Origin of the sequence: Pseudomonas sp. Z1-12 (assembly GCF_051132015.1) — a bacterium.
Classification (GTDB): Bacteria; Pseudomonadota; Gammaproteobacteria; order Pseudomonadales; family Pseudomonadaceae; genus Aquipseudomonas; species Aquipseudomonas zanjanensis.
The window spans coordinates 4,800,873-4,816,696 of the sequence record NZ_CP071647.1 but is presented as its reverse complement, the minus strand read 5'-3'; the positions used below and the strand labels follow the sequence as shown (position 1 = coordinate 4,816,696).

Here is a 15,824-nt window from a genome sequence, read left to right as displayed (position 1 = left end):
GGCGTGCGCCCCGGTACGTCGGCTATTGCAGCCAATCCCTGAACCCTCTATAAAATCTCGCGCTGACATCGCGTTCCTCTTGACCGTCGTTGGCCCTGGATATCTGACCCGCATGGAGCATCATCGTGAGCCAATCGCCACTCCCCATCTCCCAGACTGATGTTTGCCCGGGCACTACCTACCGCATCCTGCGACCTGCCTTGAACTTCACTTTATTGACGCTGCTCACCGGCTGCGGAGCGCTGTCGGATGTCCGCTCTTTCTCCACCCCTTATTCAACGCCAGACGGTGGCGAGACCGCACGCTTGCGGGTGATCAGCGATGGCATGGTCAGGGCCGTACCCAAGTCCGATTGTGTGGACTTCCGCCTGCCGGGCGCGGGCGTCATGGTGGCGTTCCGGGATGGCTACGCCAATCGCAACGGCGAACGACTGGGCATGCCAGACGACGACAAACATTCATCTTCCACGGTAATGACTGAGCTGCTGGTGCCTGCCGGGCAGCCCATCGCTTTTCATTACATCGGTGCTCAATGCTACAACATGTTCCGCTTTGTCCCTAAAGCAGGGGCGGATTACCAACTGGAGGCCGCGGGGCGCTTCAAGTGCACGGTCACCCTCAAGCAACTATCCGTGAAAACGACCGAGCTTCCCCCTTTATCCTTGGAGGACAGCAAGCTGTGCAGGATCACGGATAACTTGTAGCGTGAAAACTTTTCAAGGACGCCATAACGTTTGAAAAGGAATCTTCATCATGGACCCCATCCCCACCTTCCAAACCCGCCGCCTCATCCTCACGCCCCTCGAACTGGCGGATGCACCGGCGATTCAGCGATTATTTCCACACTGGGAAGTGGTCCATTACCTGGACAGCCGCGTGCCCTGGCCGTACCCGGATGACGGCGCGCTGACCTACGTGCGCGACCATGCGCTCCCCGCTGTCGCCGCCGGGCACGAGTGGCACTGGATGATCCGTATCGCTGAAGACGTGACACAGCGTATCGGCAGCATCAGCCTCTACGATCAGCCAGGCAACAACCGCGGTTTCTGGCTGGCGCCGCAGTGGCAGTGGAAAGGCTATATGCGCGAGGCATGCCAGGCGATCAATGCCTATTGGTTCGAAACCCTGGAACGCCCCGTCATGCAAGTACCCAAGGCCGTGGGCAACCTGGCTTCGCGCAGGATGTCGGAGCGCGAAGGCATGCGCATGATCGGGACGCAGCAGGGGGAATTTGTCTGTGGGCCGTTGCTTAAAGAAGTCTGGGAAATGACGCGTGAGGCGTGGCTGAAAGCGAAAGCTTCATCGAACACCTGATTCCCGCGCCGGCCAGAGCCACCCATCGAGACAGTTACTGACTCGCCAACGGACGCCACGCGGTGGTCTGCAGATAAGGCCACTGTTTGAGCAGTAGACCGCGTGTCGCTTCTACGCCCTGCAAGGTTTCGGTGCAATTGACCATCGCGGTGAAGCTGCGCTCGGTCAGCATGAAACTCTCCGACCCCAGTGCCTGGCACTGTTCGCTGGTACCGATTGGCTGGCAAAACATCGGTTGCATTTTCACGTCGTAGCCTTGGGACCGAGTGAATGCCTGGAACTCCGGCATGGCGAGCCGAGCGGGTGTGCCGCTCAGTGCCGGGCCTTGCCAGACGGCGGTGATGAGGCCCCTTGATGGATAGTTGCTCAAACCCTGGACTTGCCTGGCCTCGAACAGGGCAAAACAGAACGAAGTATGGGGCGCGCTATTGCTTGCTGGCGATGTCACGGGAGCGGCCAGGGGGCGCGTCGGCGCGGCGGCTGCCGCAGGTGCAAGCGCTACCGAGGGTGCCAAGCCCGATGAGTCGCCCATTTCCACCAGCGCGTCGATGGGGGCCCGGTAGCGCCAGATCTTCAGCGGCGCCGTAAAACCAGGTCGAATACGACTGGCGACAGCGGTCAGCTCGGCCGGGCTGTTGACCGGGGTCCCGGCAATTTGCAAAACGATATCGCCGGCCAACATGCCGGCTTTTTCAGCGCCACTTCCTGGCACTGGCCCCAAGACCAAAACGCCGCTGACAGCGGGTAAACCGAATTGCAGAGCCACCGTCGGTGTAACCGCGGTGATGTGCAGGCCCAAGGCGCCCGTCTGATTAGACACGGGTACGGGCGCTGCCACTGGCATCGCGGGCGTCGGTGACACCGCAGCGGCAACTGGTGCTGGAGCGCTACCGGCTGAACAGTCGCGTTGTCTGGCGACTTGTTGGATCACCAGGTTAACGGGATCGCCCGCCATGCTCGGATGCTTTTCCCAGCCCTGTTTGGTCGCCAGGAACGTTTCACAATCCATGGCGTAGTAGGTCGCCGGATCCTTGACCTTGCGCAGGTATTCCGCCGTTTCGGCTCGCTCGGCGGAGCTGTACATCGGGTTGACGCAAGACGCCAGGAGAGGGGAGAGCACCAGTATTGCGGCAAGGCATTTTGTCGACATGGGCTTCTCTGAGGTCGTGGCGTTTAGGTCGGTCCAGGCAAGGTACTATTTGGCCATCATCCTGTCCAACCTCAACCAGGCACTTCGCTGCCGTGGTGATTGAGACGGGTGGCATCCGGGCAAATGTGCATTCGATATACAACTGAAAGGCACTTTGCCATGATGCGGCACGATCCACTCGAATCAATCACTGAGTAGCGAAATGTCTGCATCTGCCTTCCAATCAAGCACCAGGCTTGCCGTTGCACTTTCGCTCACTGCCTTGGCTGGCTGTGCCTCTGATGGCGGTCTCGGTGAGGCGGCGGTAGTCGGTGCGATGCTGCTGCCCATGGGAGGCGTCGACACCAGCATGATGACCAGTGCAGCAGGCCTTGCGGCCGGTGCCTACGTGGTCTCATCGGTCGCCAGTGCGGACTCTGCCAGCGTCTCCCCCGCAACCTCCACCGTTGCCGCCCCCCAAGGCTTGCCACCCATTGACCTGCAGCAGTTGGTGGCCCGGGAAACGCCTGACCGGTATCGCTCCAAATCTTGCGAATACATCGAAATGTCCCTCAGCGAGGTGCCGATGTACCAGGCGAGCGCTGAGCCCATCCTGAAGCAGGTCGCCACGGCTCGAAAAGAAGCGGCCAGCCAGGTCTGGCTTGAAAAAGGCTGCCAGCCGGCCAATTTACCTCGCGGCAGGATCGGCGCCAGCATCGAGACCATCGATCCGAAGCGGGCGATGGCGCTGTCAGCGCCTCCCGCCGGGGTTGTGGTGCAGGGGACTGTTCCGGGCAGCGGTGCGCAACAGGCAGGGATCTTGCCTCAAGACGTGATCGTGGCCGTGGATAACGGGCTTATCGCCGATTCAATCGATTTCAGGGTGGCCGTTGCCAAAGCGCCAATCGGCTCGCGGGTGAACCTGAAGGTCTGGCGAAACAACGCGTTTAGCATCGTTCCGGTTCTGGTGGGGGCTGGTGGGACGCAAGTCGCGATGACGCCTACGGTGATGGCCAACGGTGCCACGGGTATGGTCCCGGCTTCCGCCATGTATTGCACCGCCGTACTGTCCACCCAACATACGTACGGCGCTGCGGTCAGCCCGGTCAAATTGATCGCCGGTGCCGCGAGCGACATGCAACCCTCGCTCAAAAGCTACATCGCCAAGGTGAAGCAGGAACAGCCCGGCGTTTGGGGTGATTTCAAACTCAACAGCGCCGTTTGCACACCGGGCGCCGTGGTGTGCATGGCCGAAGCCAAGGGGCCGACCGGCAAGACCCAGAACGCCTTCGAGTTCTGCCACGCGACGCAAGCCAAGGCGGATGCTGAACTGGCCCAGATGCGCCAGGGGGATTCGAAAGCGGTGCTGGTTGATTGGCCGTGAGTTGTGATTGTCCGTTGCGGTGCATGACTTGAGGAACTGGCTAATCATGAGTACCTGTCAGCGACGATGGGTGTCCAAATCCGTTGACGACGATGTACAACAGCGGACCGACTGATACGAAGATGGCCGTGATCAGGAAGTAAGGCAGCAGCGATGTGAGCGACCGGCCTTTCGAACGTGCGTCCCGGTACATCCAGACGCACGCCATGCAAGCGAGCAGATAAAGGTCGATGACAACCTGCGCGGTGTCTGGGCGCGACATGAGCCCGAGGCCGAACGCCAGGAGCGATTGCTCGGCGAGAAACAAAGTACTCGCCGTGTACACGGAAAAAAGCAGCAATGTCACCAGTGCGATGTAAGGTTTCTTCAAGTTGCCTCCCTGGACAAGTTCGTTGATCAGGGAGGTAGACTAGTGATTAGACCTTCATGGTTTCAATGACCTTTGAGGTCATCGACGCCGTTCACCCGCAATGCCAGAGTCAACGGATGACCAGTCGACCTTTCTCTCGAACAACGCCGCCAACCTCGGCCGGTGCCCAACTGCGTCACTTGCGCCAACAGGCCGGGCTGAGTCAGTTGGACTGCGCGCTGATAACAGGGCTATCTCAGCGTCACCTTAGTTGCATCGAGACGGGACGCGCGAAGCCAAGTCCCGGCACCCTGCACAACTTATTGACTGCCCTGGATGTGCCTTTGGAACGATGCAATGACATCTTCCTCGCCAGCGGCTACGCCCCTCGCTACGAAACGACGCCGCTCACATCATCGACAATGGAGGTGGTGCGTGCTGCTATTGATCATATCCTTCACGCCAATAACCCCGCCCCAGCAATTGTCTTGGATGCTCAATGGGACATCCTTGCCGCCAATGCCAGCGCAGGAGTCTTGTTCGATCTGGTGGGTCTTGCCAGAGAGGCGGCAGAGGGGCTTAACCTGTTGGTGACACTGCTGCGGCCTGGTGGCTTGGGTGATCATCTGAGTAACGCCGAGGAAATAAGATTAGTGGCTTGGCAACGCGCATCCAGGGAAGCCTTGAGTCATCCGGCGCTGGCTGAGATCCTGAAGAGCCTGCCGGCCCCACACAGCGCTGCGCTGGCTAACGAACTGCCACCGCTGCTGCTGACGCGAGTCGACTCTTCCCAGGGTGAGCTTAAGTTCATGTCGACGTTCACCACCTTCGGTATGCCGCTCGACATCACGATGAGCTCATTGCGTATCGAGCATCTGATTCCTGCCGACACTGGAACCTGGGAGGTCATGACGACGGCATATAAGAAGAAGCAACACTCACACTGATCAAGGATGAATACATGCAACCGTCACTGAATCGAATCATGGTGTATGTCCGGAACGTTCGGGCAACCTGCAATTTTTATTACGGTCATTCCATCTCCAGCAGAGCGTTTGCATGCCACTGAGCTTCCATAAGATGCATGCCAATGGCGATGACTTCGTTATTGTCGACTCGCGCAATGCAGCCAGCCCAGTGACAAGTGCCATGGCCCGGCGTATGGGCGATAGGAACCGGGGCGTTGGCTTCAACCAACTCGCGGTGTTGCTCGATTGCGACGATGCCGATGCGCGGGTGATGTTCTGGAACGCGGATGGCTCCCCGCTGGATGTTTGCGGCAGCGCGACGCGAGGAGCGGCGGATCTGCTGATGCGCGAAGCAAATGCTACTTCGCTGGCGCTGCGCACCAACCGTGGTCTGCTGACTTGCGAGCGTACTCTAACCGGCGACATTTCCGTCGCCATGGGCGTGCCGCTTTTCGGCTGGTCGGACATTCCTTTAGCGCAAGAACTGGACACTGTTGCTTTACCACTTGCCGGCAGTCCCGCCGCGTGCAGCATGGGTAATCCGCACTGCACTTATTTTGTCGATGATCTGGCCAGTATTGATATCGCGACGATCGGACCGGCCATCGAAACCAACGCGCTGTTTCCGCTCAAGACCAATGTTCATTTCGTCCAGATCATTGATCGCAACCATATACGGCTACGGATCTGGGAACGTGGGGCGGGTATTGCGCAGGGGTCGGGGTCCTGTTCGTGTGGTGCGGTTGTTAACGGCATTCGTCGTGGTTTGTTGGACAGCACCGTCGAGGTTGAATGTGATGGCGGAAGCGTGACGGTTCAGTGGGATGGCGTGGGTGCGGTCGTTCTTATCGGGCCGGTGGAGGTGACTTTTTCGGGGACGATGAGTCAAGGTTGAGTGGGTGGTGTTTAAACCCTGATACTGATATCTGCAGGACGTTGTGCATCATTAAATCAAAAGGAAGTTTTACTCATGTCGGAGCAACGCATTCGGCCCCTCGCTCTTTGTATCTTTCACCATCACGGAAAAATACTGGTCAACCAGTTTTACGATGCCAATAAAAAACAGATGTTTTTTCGTCCCGTTGGCGGTGGTATTGAGTTCGGCGAAAGAAGCCATGAGGCCATCGTCCGAGAAGTGCAAGAGGAGCTGGGTGCCTCGATCAGCGACCTTCGACTGATTGGCACCTTGGAAAGCATTTTCACCTACGCCGGCAAGCCTGGGCACGAGATCGTCCAAGTCTACGATGCAAGGTTTGACGACGCCGATCTCTACAAACAACCCTGGCTGGAAGGCTTTGAAAGCGACGGTGCATCGTTCAAGGCCACGTGGTGCTCCAGTGACAGTTTCACGGCTCTGTCACCGCTGGTGCCTGAAGGACTTTACGATTTGCTCAAGTCGGCTTCGCTGCTGGAATAAGCCGAATCAGCGAAAGGCATCCACAATCCTGAGCCACGGCCAGCGAGCCTGATAACTCTTCGCCTTCTCATCGAATAAATCCGGCTGCGGATTATTTGGATTGATACGCAGAAAGCCTTGCTCGATATCGTCCAGGCCAAAGGGCGCATAGACCTCACCGGTTTCAACATCCAGCCCAATGCACGTGCCCGCAATCAAGTAACGATCAATGCCATCCTTGGCCGACTGAAGCTGAGGATAAGGCTTGCCAAACCGCTGACCGTACCAAAGGTGGACGCGAGCCTGATTCTTGACCTCGATGTTGACGTCGAGGTCCTGGAAGAGTCGCTGGGCGGCGTTGATCACTTCGTTCTCGGCTTCCCAAGACAGGTCCGGGTCAAAGTAAAAAACGTCGTAATCCTTAACGCCCCAAGAAGGCGGCTGCTGCGATTGATGATTCCAGACGGCTTGGAACAGGCAGCCAGCCGTGAGCATGCATTGGTTTAAACCGAGTGCAGGCAAGCGCGAAGTGATTTGTGCATTGATTGGATTGGTCATTGCTATGCTGACCAAACTTTCGACCGTCAATGTCATGTTCATCCTTTGGAAATCGGTCCAGGCGCAGTAACTGAACGATACATCAACTGCAGTTTTCGAATAGGAACGCCCATGAATTTCTTCAAGAAGCTCTTCGGTTCATCAACAGCCCCTGAAACCCAACACGACCAGCCCGCGCCGCAATCCCCTGAGCTTGTCGACCTGACTGAGGCTGAAGCCGCCAATCTGGCCGTCCGGGAAGCCGGCGCAGTGTGCCTGGATCGTCATTGGAGCGCTGTCGGCACGGTCGAGCGGGATGTCCTTGCCTACTTGATCAGCCCGACCTTTTCCGGCGGCCCGTACTGGCCTTCGACTCGCCAGGCCTATCGCGTGGTTCGTCGTGGCGACACGATCATCCTCGCCACCGAAGGCCTGTCCGATCCATTCGATGATACGGAAGGCATGGGCAACGGTTTCGAAATGGAGTTGTTCGTCGAAACCGCGGACATCCCCGAACACGCCCATGGCCCCGTGGGCGAGGTCGATCCTTTCAAGGGTAGTTGGGCATTCGAATTGGTGGAACACGTCGCCAAGACGGTGGCCGATGCGGGCGGCATCACCCACCAACTCGACCAGTATGGGGCGCTGTCCCTTGAACTTCCCGGGCTCAGCCAATCGCACCACATGAGCGACCAATTGCCCAAACACTTCGTGACCGATGACGACTCCACCGGCGTCCTGCTCGGTGCCCCGGCGCCGGATTTCCCGACCCAACTGGATGACATGCCGTTGTCCCCGGTCAGATTGGTGCCGGTGGTATTGATCACCGCGGCGGAACTGGAGTACGTGCGTTCGGGTGGGCGAGCGGCTCGGGAGGATTTGGTGAGTCGTTTGCAGGCGGCGGGGGTTGGGCATTTGAGCAGTCTGCATCGGGCGAGCGTGGTGTGATGGCGCAGGGATACCTTCTTGGACGCTGTAGTGCTACAGGTCCAAGGTTTTCGTCATGATGATCGTGCGCTCTGTTTTGTGGAACTCATCCCGGACTTTTTTAAAGCCAAGCGAAGCATAAAAGCCTTCTGCCGTGATTGAAGAGGGGACCCGTAGCTGATTCAGACCGGCGTTGATGGCGATCGATTGAATCCTCGCCATCAGGTGTCTCCCGAGACCCTTCCCTTGATAGCTCGGGTCGACAAACACGCTTCGGACCACGTCCTGATCGAGACTCGCCGTTGCAACGATATGATTGTCGACTGTTGCTACGAGTATCTGGCGTTGAGCCAACAATTGAAGAATTGCCGGCGGGGAAAAATTTTGCGCCACTTGATCGATAATTTCGGGTGAGTAGTCTTGGGCGTTGGACTGGCGCAAGGCATTGATGATCGTTTGACTGATGGCTGGGGCATCGGTATCCATAGCGTTTCGAATCAGGTAGTCCATTAAGGTTTACTCCTTGCGCATAGTCGCTTGAGCATAGAAGGATTCGGCCTCACTGACCAAAACGGAAGGCGCAATGACTGATTATCGCGGACTCATTCTCGAAGACACCCGTGAAGGTGCTACCGACCATGCCATCGCACAATTGGAAGCCAGCCTGGGTGCCCGCCTGCCGGACGACTATCGCCAGTTCCTCAAGACCTGCAACGGTGCCTACGTGGAATACGATGTGTTGGCCACGCTGGCCAATGGCGATGAGGAACTGCTTAGTTTTTCACTGTACGGGCTGGACCCGGACAAAGAGTATGAATCCAACCCCTTTGAACTGGAGCAACTGCGGGCCCAGCCCGGCTTCCCCGAGACGGGATTGTTGCCGATAGGTCGCGACGGCGGCGCGAGTATTTTGCTGCTGGATGTGCGGGAAGGGCGCCAGGACGTGGCGGCGATGGTGGCGGGTTTACCGGCCTGGACTGGGCGCCGTCAGCAGGGCGATGAGTACGTGGTGTTGGCGGATTCTTTCAATGGTTATCTGGATTCGCTGCATTTATCGGAAGAGCGGATCGACGAGCATATCAATCACTTCATGATCAGCCCTGAGAGTGTTGAAGCGACGTTGGAGTGGTTGGATAAGGGCAGTCCGGGGTGGCGGGAAAGATACCGGGAGCAGTGGAATGCGAGGGTTGTGGATCGGTTGATTTGAAGGCTGATTGAGTGGATGAAGCTTGTCCTGGATGCTGTTCATCGGGTCGTAGTCGCGTTCACAAACGGTACTGGCAAGGACAACCTTCCGCCATTAGGCGCGCGACGAGCTGTAACTTCGATCTTTAATTAGCGAGGATATTTCATTGAACGACTCTGAACATCTGAAAGAACTGTGCGCCCGTTTCAACGCTGGAGAACATCTGAGCTTTACGTTTTTCTGGGGGCACCAGCGCAGCAAAACTGCCGTCACGGCGTCGTGCTTCAGCCAATGGTTCGAGGCCGGGTTCGTTGTCGAGGGGCAACACTACCCGACAGCCGAACATTTCATGATGGCCGAGAAAGCGGCCTTGTTCGACGATCAGGAAATCCGTGCGCAGGTGCTCCAAGCCCCGACGCCTAATGGCGCCAAGGCACTTGGCCGCAACGTGCGCGGATTCAATGACAAAGTTTGGTTGCAGCACCGATACGACATCGTCGTTCGAGCGAACCAGGCCAAGTTCTCTCAGAATCCACTGTTGAACGAATACCTTCTACAAACCGGTTCTAGCGTTATTGTCGAAGCCAGCCCGGTTGATAACATCTGGGGTATAGGGCTCGCACAAGACAACGCGGATGCGAGCAATCCGAATCTGTGGAAAGGCTTGAATCTGCTGGGATTTGCGCTGATGCAGGTACGGGACGGGGAGTAAGTTATCCCTTCGCCGCTTGAGTCCAGTCCTCAGTCGAGGCGACCGATGGCGCGTGCAAGATTTGCCCTTGCCTGCTGCTCGAACGCGTCGAAGTACGCTGCGGTCGTATAGATCCGCCCGCGAGCCTGGAAGCCTTCAAGGACCTGCCGCCGTTTTTGGCGGTACACAGGCAGAGGCACAAACGAGTACTCGCGGCGAATTTGTTGGTCGTATTCCTCGAACCGCTCGAACGATGCTCCAAGGATCGCCAGATCCGTGTCCACCAAGACCGCTTCGTCTGCCGTTGCCGGGGCACCGTCGTGTCGCGTCACCATCACCAGGTCGTAAAGCCTGCGTCGCGTTTCATCGTCCAGGCCACTATCGCGTGCCACGTCGTCCAACCATTGCGCACTGCGCAACTCGTTGTCGCTGCGAAGGGGATCGTAGATCGCGTCATGGAACCATAACGCGAGGTCGACTTCTGCGGGAGCCTGGCAGGCCGCGTTGACGTATCGGCGCACCTGAAGGCATTCCTTCAGATGCTGGAGATTGTGATAGGCGCGGTGCGGCTCGCCGTAGTGTCGAATGAGTTCTTCGTACGTTTCTCGTGACGCGTCTCTGACGCCAAGCGCCTCCCAGACGCGAGCCCAGGCGGCGAAACCGATTCCATCAGCCACATTGTCGTGTGTACTGGCCAGGAATAGACCGTTCCCGTCTGGTGGACTCGTCATCGTTTCTTCTCCCCTTTATTGAGCATCATCCGCCGGCGCGTCGTCGGTATCGTCCGCTGGCGCTCCGTAAGGTGCGCCAATCTCGACCCGATCAGCCTTTACCCAACCGGTATAGTCGTCGCCGCTCTTGGCGATGAAGTTCACTTCCAGCCATGATTCGTCTTCAAGGCTGGAGTAAACGGTGAGGGAGTCGCCGGGTATGACGAAAATCTTCTTATTGGCACAGGCTTCATCGGGCGCTTCGTGGAAATGCAGGCGTCCGGTGCCAATGACCTTGCCTTGCACCGACGGATGAAACTCCGGCACCGTCCCGGAGATCTTTTCCTCCAAGGCCGAACAGTTAACAGCGGCTTGGCTCAGGCTGCTGAAAAGGCACAGGCACAACACGCTTGAACGCAGATACATCGTGGCGAATCCGTTTGGGGTGGGAGCGTAGGATAGTTAAGTCGCAAACTATTGGGAAAGAGACATATGCAGAGGTGATTGCGCCAGAAACTCCGCGATCAGCGACACAACCTGCTGCTGAATCACTCCCCGAGCACGGCCGTCATCACCATCCCGACAAATGATCCCATCCCCTGGCACTTCCTCTTCAAGCATTTCTTCCGCGCCAGGTTTGCACATCGACATGAAGCTGAAATGGCTCGCGTCTTTGATCTCGACGTAACGGCTTGTCGCCGATGAAAGTCGCTTGGCCAGGTTGGCAGACTCCAACTCGGCGGGAAGCTCTTGCGACGGTACACCGGCAGCGATCACCAGGGCGGGGACAGGCAGCGCGGCCAAGCTCTCATCGGTCAGGCCCCGCGAAAGCCCCAGGTCCAATGTCACCACCGCAGTAACACGTTTATCGCGCCAATCAGCGGCCAGTTCGGTCTTTGCTTCAGCGGTGCTGGCGGGGTTCATCTGTTGGTAAACGGTGCAGCTGGATAACTGCGAATGGGCTTTGCAGTCTTGGGCGAAGCGCTCTGGGTCGAAGCGAGCGCCGGCGATTTCCAGGGCGGTCCAGCCGCCGAGTGAGTGGCCCACGGTTGCAATTCGGCCGTTGGCGACCCGACCAAATTTTTCCGGTTGAGCCGTGACCGCATCGATGGCTCGGCGCAGGTCAACGGGTCGCTGCCATAGCTGCGCCGCTGCTTGCGGGCTGCGGTCATGGGTGGTGCTGCCGGGGTGGTTGATGGCGGCGACGATGTAACCCTTCTGGGCCAAGGCGCTGGCCAGCCAAATCTGGTTGCTCCAGTTACCCCGGTAGCCGTGGGAGAGCACCACCAATGGATGTTCGCCGTCCGTTGGCGGCGCGTTACGCACGGCGGAGGCGCCGACAAATACCGCGTTATCGGCGATCAGTTGTGGGGGGGCGGTGGTTGCGCTGGGGTACCAAACGACCATCTCCAGGGCGCGGCCATTGTGTGGGTCCGGCAGGGTGGAAGATTGGAAGCCGACGGGGTTTTCGTCAGCAAATGCGGTCGTTGTCAGGCAAGCCAACAACAGGGCGCCGAAAGCTGTTTTCAATGTCGTTTCTTCCTTGATTAGACGAATGGGGCTGTCGGTAAGCCCCGGCATTAAAGCTCAGATTCGAACCGCAGTGCATAACTTTTATCGACCCGAGAAACTAGCTCGAAGGCAAACTCCGAGAGGGAGAATTTATCACCGGTGTCCGTACGAATATTGCGCAACGCCACTACGTTTCTTGGCGCGTCTTCTTTCTTGAAGGTACTCACCTTGGAGCGTCAGGATCTCAGACTTGCTCAGAATGCCCTTCCTCTTGAGATGGACGAGCAACTGTTCGACGTTATCCAGTTCGACGACGTCGCCAGTCAGGCGGGTGATGGTCACGGCCATACGACTGATGGTGTCAAGCTCAGCGGCGACATTGTGAGTTTCAGCAAGCCTGCGGACCTGAGTTGCGACACTGTCGGTAGCGGTTGGCGTCATTGGGGAGTCCTCTACTACAGCCAAACCATGACATGGAGCTGTTTTCTTTCGTGGCGAGGGAGCTTGCTCCCGCTTGAGTGCGCAGCGCTCACAAAAGGGGCCGCTGCGCAGCCCAGCGGGAGCAAGCTCCCTCGCCACAGGTTGTCGGATAGCAGGCTTATTCGGCGGGCAGGCTTATAAAGTGGAACCGGCCGGTGCCGCATCTAATCGTCGGGCAATCACATCCATCACGTCGCACCCATCACGCAGTGGGATGCAGCAAAGCTGCGCCAAATCTTGCAAGGTCGCAGGATCGATGGTCAGTTCATCACGCATCGCCAAGTTCTCCAGGAACTGGGTGGCGGCACGGATTCGGTAGGCGGCTGAGTCGAGCAGGATGTGTAGTGGGGCGGTGGTATCGACGTAGAGGGGTTGGTCGTCGGCGTTGCTGGTGAGGCCCATATATCGGTTCATATCAATTCCTTGTGTCATGAATGAACTGCCACACTTTGTCGCCAAACAAAGGGTGACAGCTGTACGCAGGTTGGCGAACCGGTGACACAAGGAGCCGGCAGACCCGAAGGTCTCCCGCGCACAGCTGCCATAAAGCAGTTTCTGTGAGCACGAGTGTGCTTCTGCCACAGCAGAAAGCACCGTTGCACTTGTGTCAATCGGGTCGCCAAACCCGGCCACCATTTGGGCGACGCCAAGACTATAGTCGCCACCGCAAAAAATACGCAAGGGATTGATAGGGAAGGGGATTCCCAATCATATGTAGGACGTTGCCATAGCCCTAAGTATCCGAGCTGTATGTCTTACAACCAGGCAAGCCCCTCACGTACATCCGGCCAAAACACAACGATTTGTAGGATATTTCTGTAGCCTCATCGCCAATATCTGCCCGTTACCCCCCATTTACCCCCCGACGCATCCCACATTCCAATCGCGCATTCCCACCCCGCGCGGGATAATACGGCCCTGCCTGGGGTCACAAGCTTCCCCCTCGTTGGTATTGGCGTCTCAGAAGGATCGAACGCATGACAGATTGGCTCCAGAGCTACGGAGAAATGGCTGAACGGGTCCGCCGCCATCCTTGGGAGGGCACGTCGCTTGGGCCGCCAGGGCAGTGGCCCGATGTGTTGAAGACCACCGTGGCGCTGAGCCTGGCCTCGCATTTTCCCCAGGCCATCGTCTGGGGTCCGGACCTGATCACGGTGTACAACGATGCGTTCCTGCCGATCCTCGGCAGCAAGCCCGAGGCGCTGGGGCGGGGGTTCGATGAGGTGTGGCAGGAGGTCTGGCGCGATATCGGGCCGATCGTGCAGGCCGCCTTCGAGGGGCAAGCCACTTATATAGAGAACTTCCCCCTGATCATCGAGCGCGGCGAGGGTCCTGAGCAGGCCTATTTCACGTTTTGCTACAGCCCCATCCGTGACCAGTTCGGCACGGTGGTGGGCATGCTGGACACGGTCACCGAGACCACTTCCACGGTGTTCATGACCCAGCGGCTGGCGGTGTTGGATGCCATCGGCACCGCCGTGGCAAACGCCACCGACCCGCAGGCCATCATGGCGACCACCACGCGGATCCTGGCGGCGCACTTGAACCTGTCCAATTGTGCCTACGCCGACATGGATGAGGACGAGGACGGTTTCACCATTCGCGGCGATTGGGCCCGGGTGGGCTCGCCGCATATTCTTGGGCACTATCGGCTGGCTGATTTTGGCCGACTGGCGGTCACGAATCTGCGGGCCGGCAAGCCGCTGGTGCTCAACGATAATCTCAAGGAGCTGCCGCCGGAGGAAGCGGCGGCGTTCCAGGCCCTTGGCATCGCTGCGACCATTTGCGTGCCGTTGATCAAGGGCGGGCGATTGACCGCGCTGATGGCGATTCACGACAAGACGCCGCGGATCTGGTCGTCCAACGATCTGGCGCTGCTGATGGAAGTCACCGAGCGCTCCTGGGCCCACATTGAGCGCGCCCGTGCCGACGCCGCTGTGCGCGAAGGCCTGGCGGCCTTGGCCGAGTTGAACGCGACGCTGGAGGAGCGGGTCGAGGAACGCACCACCCGGTTGCAACAGACCGAAGCGGCGCTGCGCCAGTCGCAAAAGCTCGAAGCCATCGGCCAGCTCACCGGCGGCGTGGCCCATGACTTCAACAATTTGCTGACAATCATCCGTTCTTCGGTCGATTTCCTGCGGATGCCCAACCTGTCCGACGATCGCCGGCAACGCTACATGACGGCGGTGTCCGAAACGGTGGAGCGCGCCTCGAAGTTGACCAGTCAGTTGCTCGCGTTTGCCCGGCGCCAGCCCTTGAAGCCGCAAGTCATTGACGTGGGCAAGCTAGTGCAGAGCCTGGGGGACATGCTGCAAACCGTCACGGGGGCGCGGATCCAGGTCAACGTCGAGTTGTGCGATCGGCCCTGTTACATCCGTGCGGATTTGAGCCAGTTCGAGACGGCGCTGATCAACATGGCCCTCAACGCCCGGGATGCCATGAATGGCCAGGGCACGCTGTGGCTGCGGCTCAGCTGTGGCGGTGGCATGCCGCCGATCCGTGGCCATGCCGGGGCCGGGCAATCCTTTGCCGCCATTGCCTTGGCTGATACGGGTACGGGTATTGACGCGCAAGTGCTCGAGCACATCTTCGAACCCTTCTTCACCACCAAGGAGGTGGGCAAGGGCACGGGGCTGGGCTTGTCCCAGGTGTTTGGCTTTGCCAAGCAGTCCGGTGGCAACGTCGATGTTTCCACCGTGGTGGGCGAAGGGACGGTGTTTACCTTGTACCTTCCGGAAGTGGAGCCCGAGAAAAACCACGAGCCGGTCAAGGAAGAACATACGCACCTGGTGCTGGAAAAGGGCAAGCGTCGGGTGCTGGTCGTGGAAGACAACCTGGAGGTGGGGCGTTTTGCCAACCAGATCCTCCAGGACCTGGGCTACGAAACCGCCTGGGCGACCAACGCCGAAGAAGCGCTGGAGATGGTCGGCCAGGATGCGATGGCGTTCGACGCGATATTTTCTGACGTGGTGATGCCCGGCATCAGCGGGATTGCCCTGGCGAGAGAACTGCGCCAGCGTCGCCCGGACCTGCCGGTGGTGCTGACTTCTGGTTACAGCGAAGAGTTGGCCCACAGCGGTCATGAGGGCTTCGAGTTCTTGTCCAAACCTTATTCAGCCGATCAGGTTTCTCGGGTTTTGAACCGGACGATGCTGGGCGCTGAATGAGTGTTTCCTTTCTGAAACAGTGAGTTCCATTCGTCGGCGAAGGGTGTTGTTGAATCAACAGTCTGTTGATGACC

General features: G+C 58.5%; 19 protein-coding genes. 10 read left to right on the top strand and 9 right to left on the bottom strand.

The annotated features are described in order from the left end of the window. Positions 1 to 125 precede the first annotated feature (125 nt). Positions 126 to 704, top strand: a complete 579-nt coding sequence (locus tag J3P85_RS20695; RefSeq protein ID WP_434703272.1) for a hypothetical protein — start codon at positions 126 to 128, stop codon at positions 702 to 704. Positions 705 to 753: 49 nt separating this feature from the next. After that, the gene (locus J3P85_RS20690; protein ID WP_434703271.1) at positions 754 to 1,314 is read left to right on the top strand and encodes a GNAT family N-acetyltransferase; all 561 of its coding nucleotides are present in this window, start codon (positions 754 to 756) and stop codon (positions 1,312 to 1,314) included. Between the two features lie 34 nt (positions 1,315 to 1,348). On the opposite strand, the gene J3P85_RS20685 is transcribed toward J3P85_RS20690, so the two are convergent. After that, positions 1,349 to 2,464 (bottom strand): S1C family serine protease, encoded by a 1,116-nt coding sequence (locus J3P85_RS20685; protein WP_434703270.1) that lies wholly within the window; start codon positions 2,462 to 2,464, stop codon positions 1,349 to 1,351. 202 nt (positions 2,465 to 2,666) lie between these two features. On the opposite strand from J3P85_RS20685, the gene J3P85_RS20680 reads away from it, so the two are divergent. Further along, on the top strand, positions 2,667 to 3,827 hold the full coding sequence (locus tag J3P85_RS20680) for a PDZ domain-containing protein (RefSeq protein WP_434703269.1): 1,161 nt from the start codon (positions 2,667 to 2,669) through the stop codon (positions 3,825 to 3,827). Positions 3,828 to 3,867: 40 nt separating this feature from the next. Here J3P85_RS20680 and J3P85_RS20675 read toward each other — a convergent pair whose 3' ends face one another. Next, positions 3,868 to 4,197, bottom strand: a complete 330-nt coding sequence (locus tag J3P85_RS20675) for a DUF2834 domain-containing protein (protein WP_434703268.1) — start codon at positions 4,195 to 4,197, stop codon at positions 3,868 to 3,870. A 116-nt stretch (positions 4,198 to 4,313) separates the two neighbouring features. On the opposite strand from J3P85_RS20675, the gene J3P85_RS20670 reads away from it, so the two are divergent. The 3 genes from J3P85_RS20670 to J3P85_RS20660 all read left to right on the top strand — a co-directional run bounded on the left by J3P85_RS20670 (position 4,314) and on the right by J3P85_RS20660 (position 6,561). Then, complete coding sequence (locus J3P85_RS20670; RefSeq protein WP_434706410.1) at positions 4,314 to 5,123, top strand: helix-turn-helix domain-containing protein; 810 nt, start codon at positions 4,314 to 4,316, stop codon at positions 5,121 to 5,123. Positions 5,124 to 5,235: 112 nt separating this feature from the next. Next, positions 5,236 to 6,039, top strand: coding sequence for a diaminopimelate epimerase (gene dapF / locus J3P85_RS20665; protein ID WP_434703267.1), 804 nt, complete (start codon positions 5,236 to 5,238; stop codon positions 6,037 to 6,039). A gap of 75 nt (positions 6,040 to 6,114) precedes the next feature. Beyond that, complete coding sequence (locus J3P85_RS20660; protein WP_207964854.1) at positions 6,115 to 6,561, top strand: NUDIX hydrolase; 447 nt, start codon at positions 6,115 to 6,117, stop codon at positions 6,559 to 6,561. A 6-nt stretch (positions 6,562 to 6,567) separates the two neighbouring features. On the opposite strand, the gene J3P85_RS20655 is transcribed toward J3P85_RS20660, so the two are convergent. Continuing rightward, positions 6,568 to 7,134 carry a nucleotidyltransferase family protein gene (locus J3P85_RS20655; protein WP_434703266.1) on the bottom strand — a complete coding sequence of 189 codons (567 nt, stop codon included), beginning with the start codon at positions 7,132 to 7,134 and terminating at the stop codon, positions 6,568 to 6,570. A 75-nt stretch (positions 7,135 to 7,209) separates the two neighbouring features. Here J3P85_RS20655 and J3P85_RS20650 point away from each other — a divergent pair, with 75 nt between their 5' ends. Further along, on the top strand, positions 7,210 to 8,025 hold the full coding sequence (locus J3P85_RS20650; RefSeq protein WP_434703265.1) for a suppressor of fused domain protein: 816 nt from the start codon (positions 7,210 to 7,212) through the stop codon (positions 8,023 to 8,025). 33 nt (positions 8,026 to 8,058) lie between these two features. Here the strand turns inward: J3P85_RS20650 and J3P85_RS20645 are convergent, their stop codons facing one another. Continuing rightward, a complete protein-coding gene (locus J3P85_RS20645) occupies positions 8,059 to 8,514 on the bottom strand; it encodes a GNAT family N-acetyltransferase (RefSeq protein WP_434703264.1) in 456 nt (151 codons plus the stop codon). 73 nt (positions 8,515 to 8,587) lie between these two features. On the opposite strand from J3P85_RS20645, the gene J3P85_RS20640 reads away from it, so the two are divergent. Together J3P85_RS20640 and J3P85_RS20635 are read left to right on the top strand one after the other, a co-directional pair. Next, positions 8,588 to 9,211: an SMI1/KNR4 family protein gene (locus J3P85_RS20640; RefSeq protein WP_434703262.1), complete on the top strand. Its 624-nt coding sequence runs from the start codon at positions 8,588 to 8,590 to the stop codon at positions 9,209 to 9,211. 145 nt (positions 9,212 to 9,356) lie between these two features. After that, a complete protein-coding gene (locus J3P85_RS20635; protein WP_434703260.1) occupies positions 9,357 to 9,902 on the top strand; it encodes an NADAR family protein in 546 nt (181 codons plus the stop codon). A 29-nt stretch (positions 9,903 to 9,931) separates the two neighbouring features. Here the strand turns inward: J3P85_RS20635 and J3P85_RS20630 are convergent, their stop codons facing one another. The 5 genes from J3P85_RS20630 to J3P85_RS20610 form a co-directional block, all read right to left on the bottom strand. Further along, on the bottom strand, positions 9,932 to 10,612 hold the full coding sequence (locus tag J3P85_RS20630) for an HD domain-containing protein (protein WP_434703258.1): 681 nt from the start codon (positions 10,610 to 10,612) through the stop codon (positions 9,932 to 9,934). Between the two features lie 15 nt (positions 10,613 to 10,627). Beyond that, positions 10,628 to 11,017 carry a hypothetical protein gene (locus J3P85_RS20625; RefSeq protein WP_434703256.1) on the bottom strand — a complete coding sequence of 130 codons (390 nt, stop codon included), beginning with the start codon at positions 11,015 to 11,017 and terminating at the stop codon, positions 10,628 to 10,630. A 48-nt stretch (positions 11,018 to 11,065) separates the two neighbouring features. Next, the gene (locus J3P85_RS20620; protein WP_434706409.1) at positions 11,066 to 12,121 is read right to left on the bottom strand and encodes an alpha/beta hydrolase family protein; all 1,056 of its coding nucleotides are present in this window, start codon (positions 12,119 to 12,121) and stop codon (positions 11,066 to 11,068) included. 135 nt (positions 12,122 to 12,256) lie between these two features. Next, positions 12,257 to 12,544 carry a hypothetical protein gene (locus tag J3P85_RS20615; protein ID WP_434703254.1) on the bottom strand — a complete coding sequence of 96 codons (288 nt, stop codon included), beginning with the start codon at positions 12,542 to 12,544 and terminating at the stop codon, positions 12,257 to 12,259. A 174-nt stretch (positions 12,545 to 12,718) separates the two neighbouring features. Further along, positions 12,719 to 12,997: a short-chain dehydrogenase gene (locus J3P85_RS20610; RefSeq protein WP_186709697.1), complete on the bottom strand. Its 279-nt coding sequence runs from the start codon at positions 12,995 to 12,997 to the stop codon at positions 12,719 to 12,721. Between the two features lie 563 nt (positions 12,998 to 13,560). On the opposite strand from J3P85_RS20610, the gene J3P85_RS20605 reads away from it, so the two are divergent. Beyond that, a complete protein-coding gene (locus J3P85_RS20605; RefSeq protein ID WP_434703252.1) occupies positions 13,561 to 15,750 on the top strand; it encodes a response regulator in 2,190 nt (729 codons plus the stop codon). Positions 15,751 to 15,824: the final 74 nt, after the last annotated feature.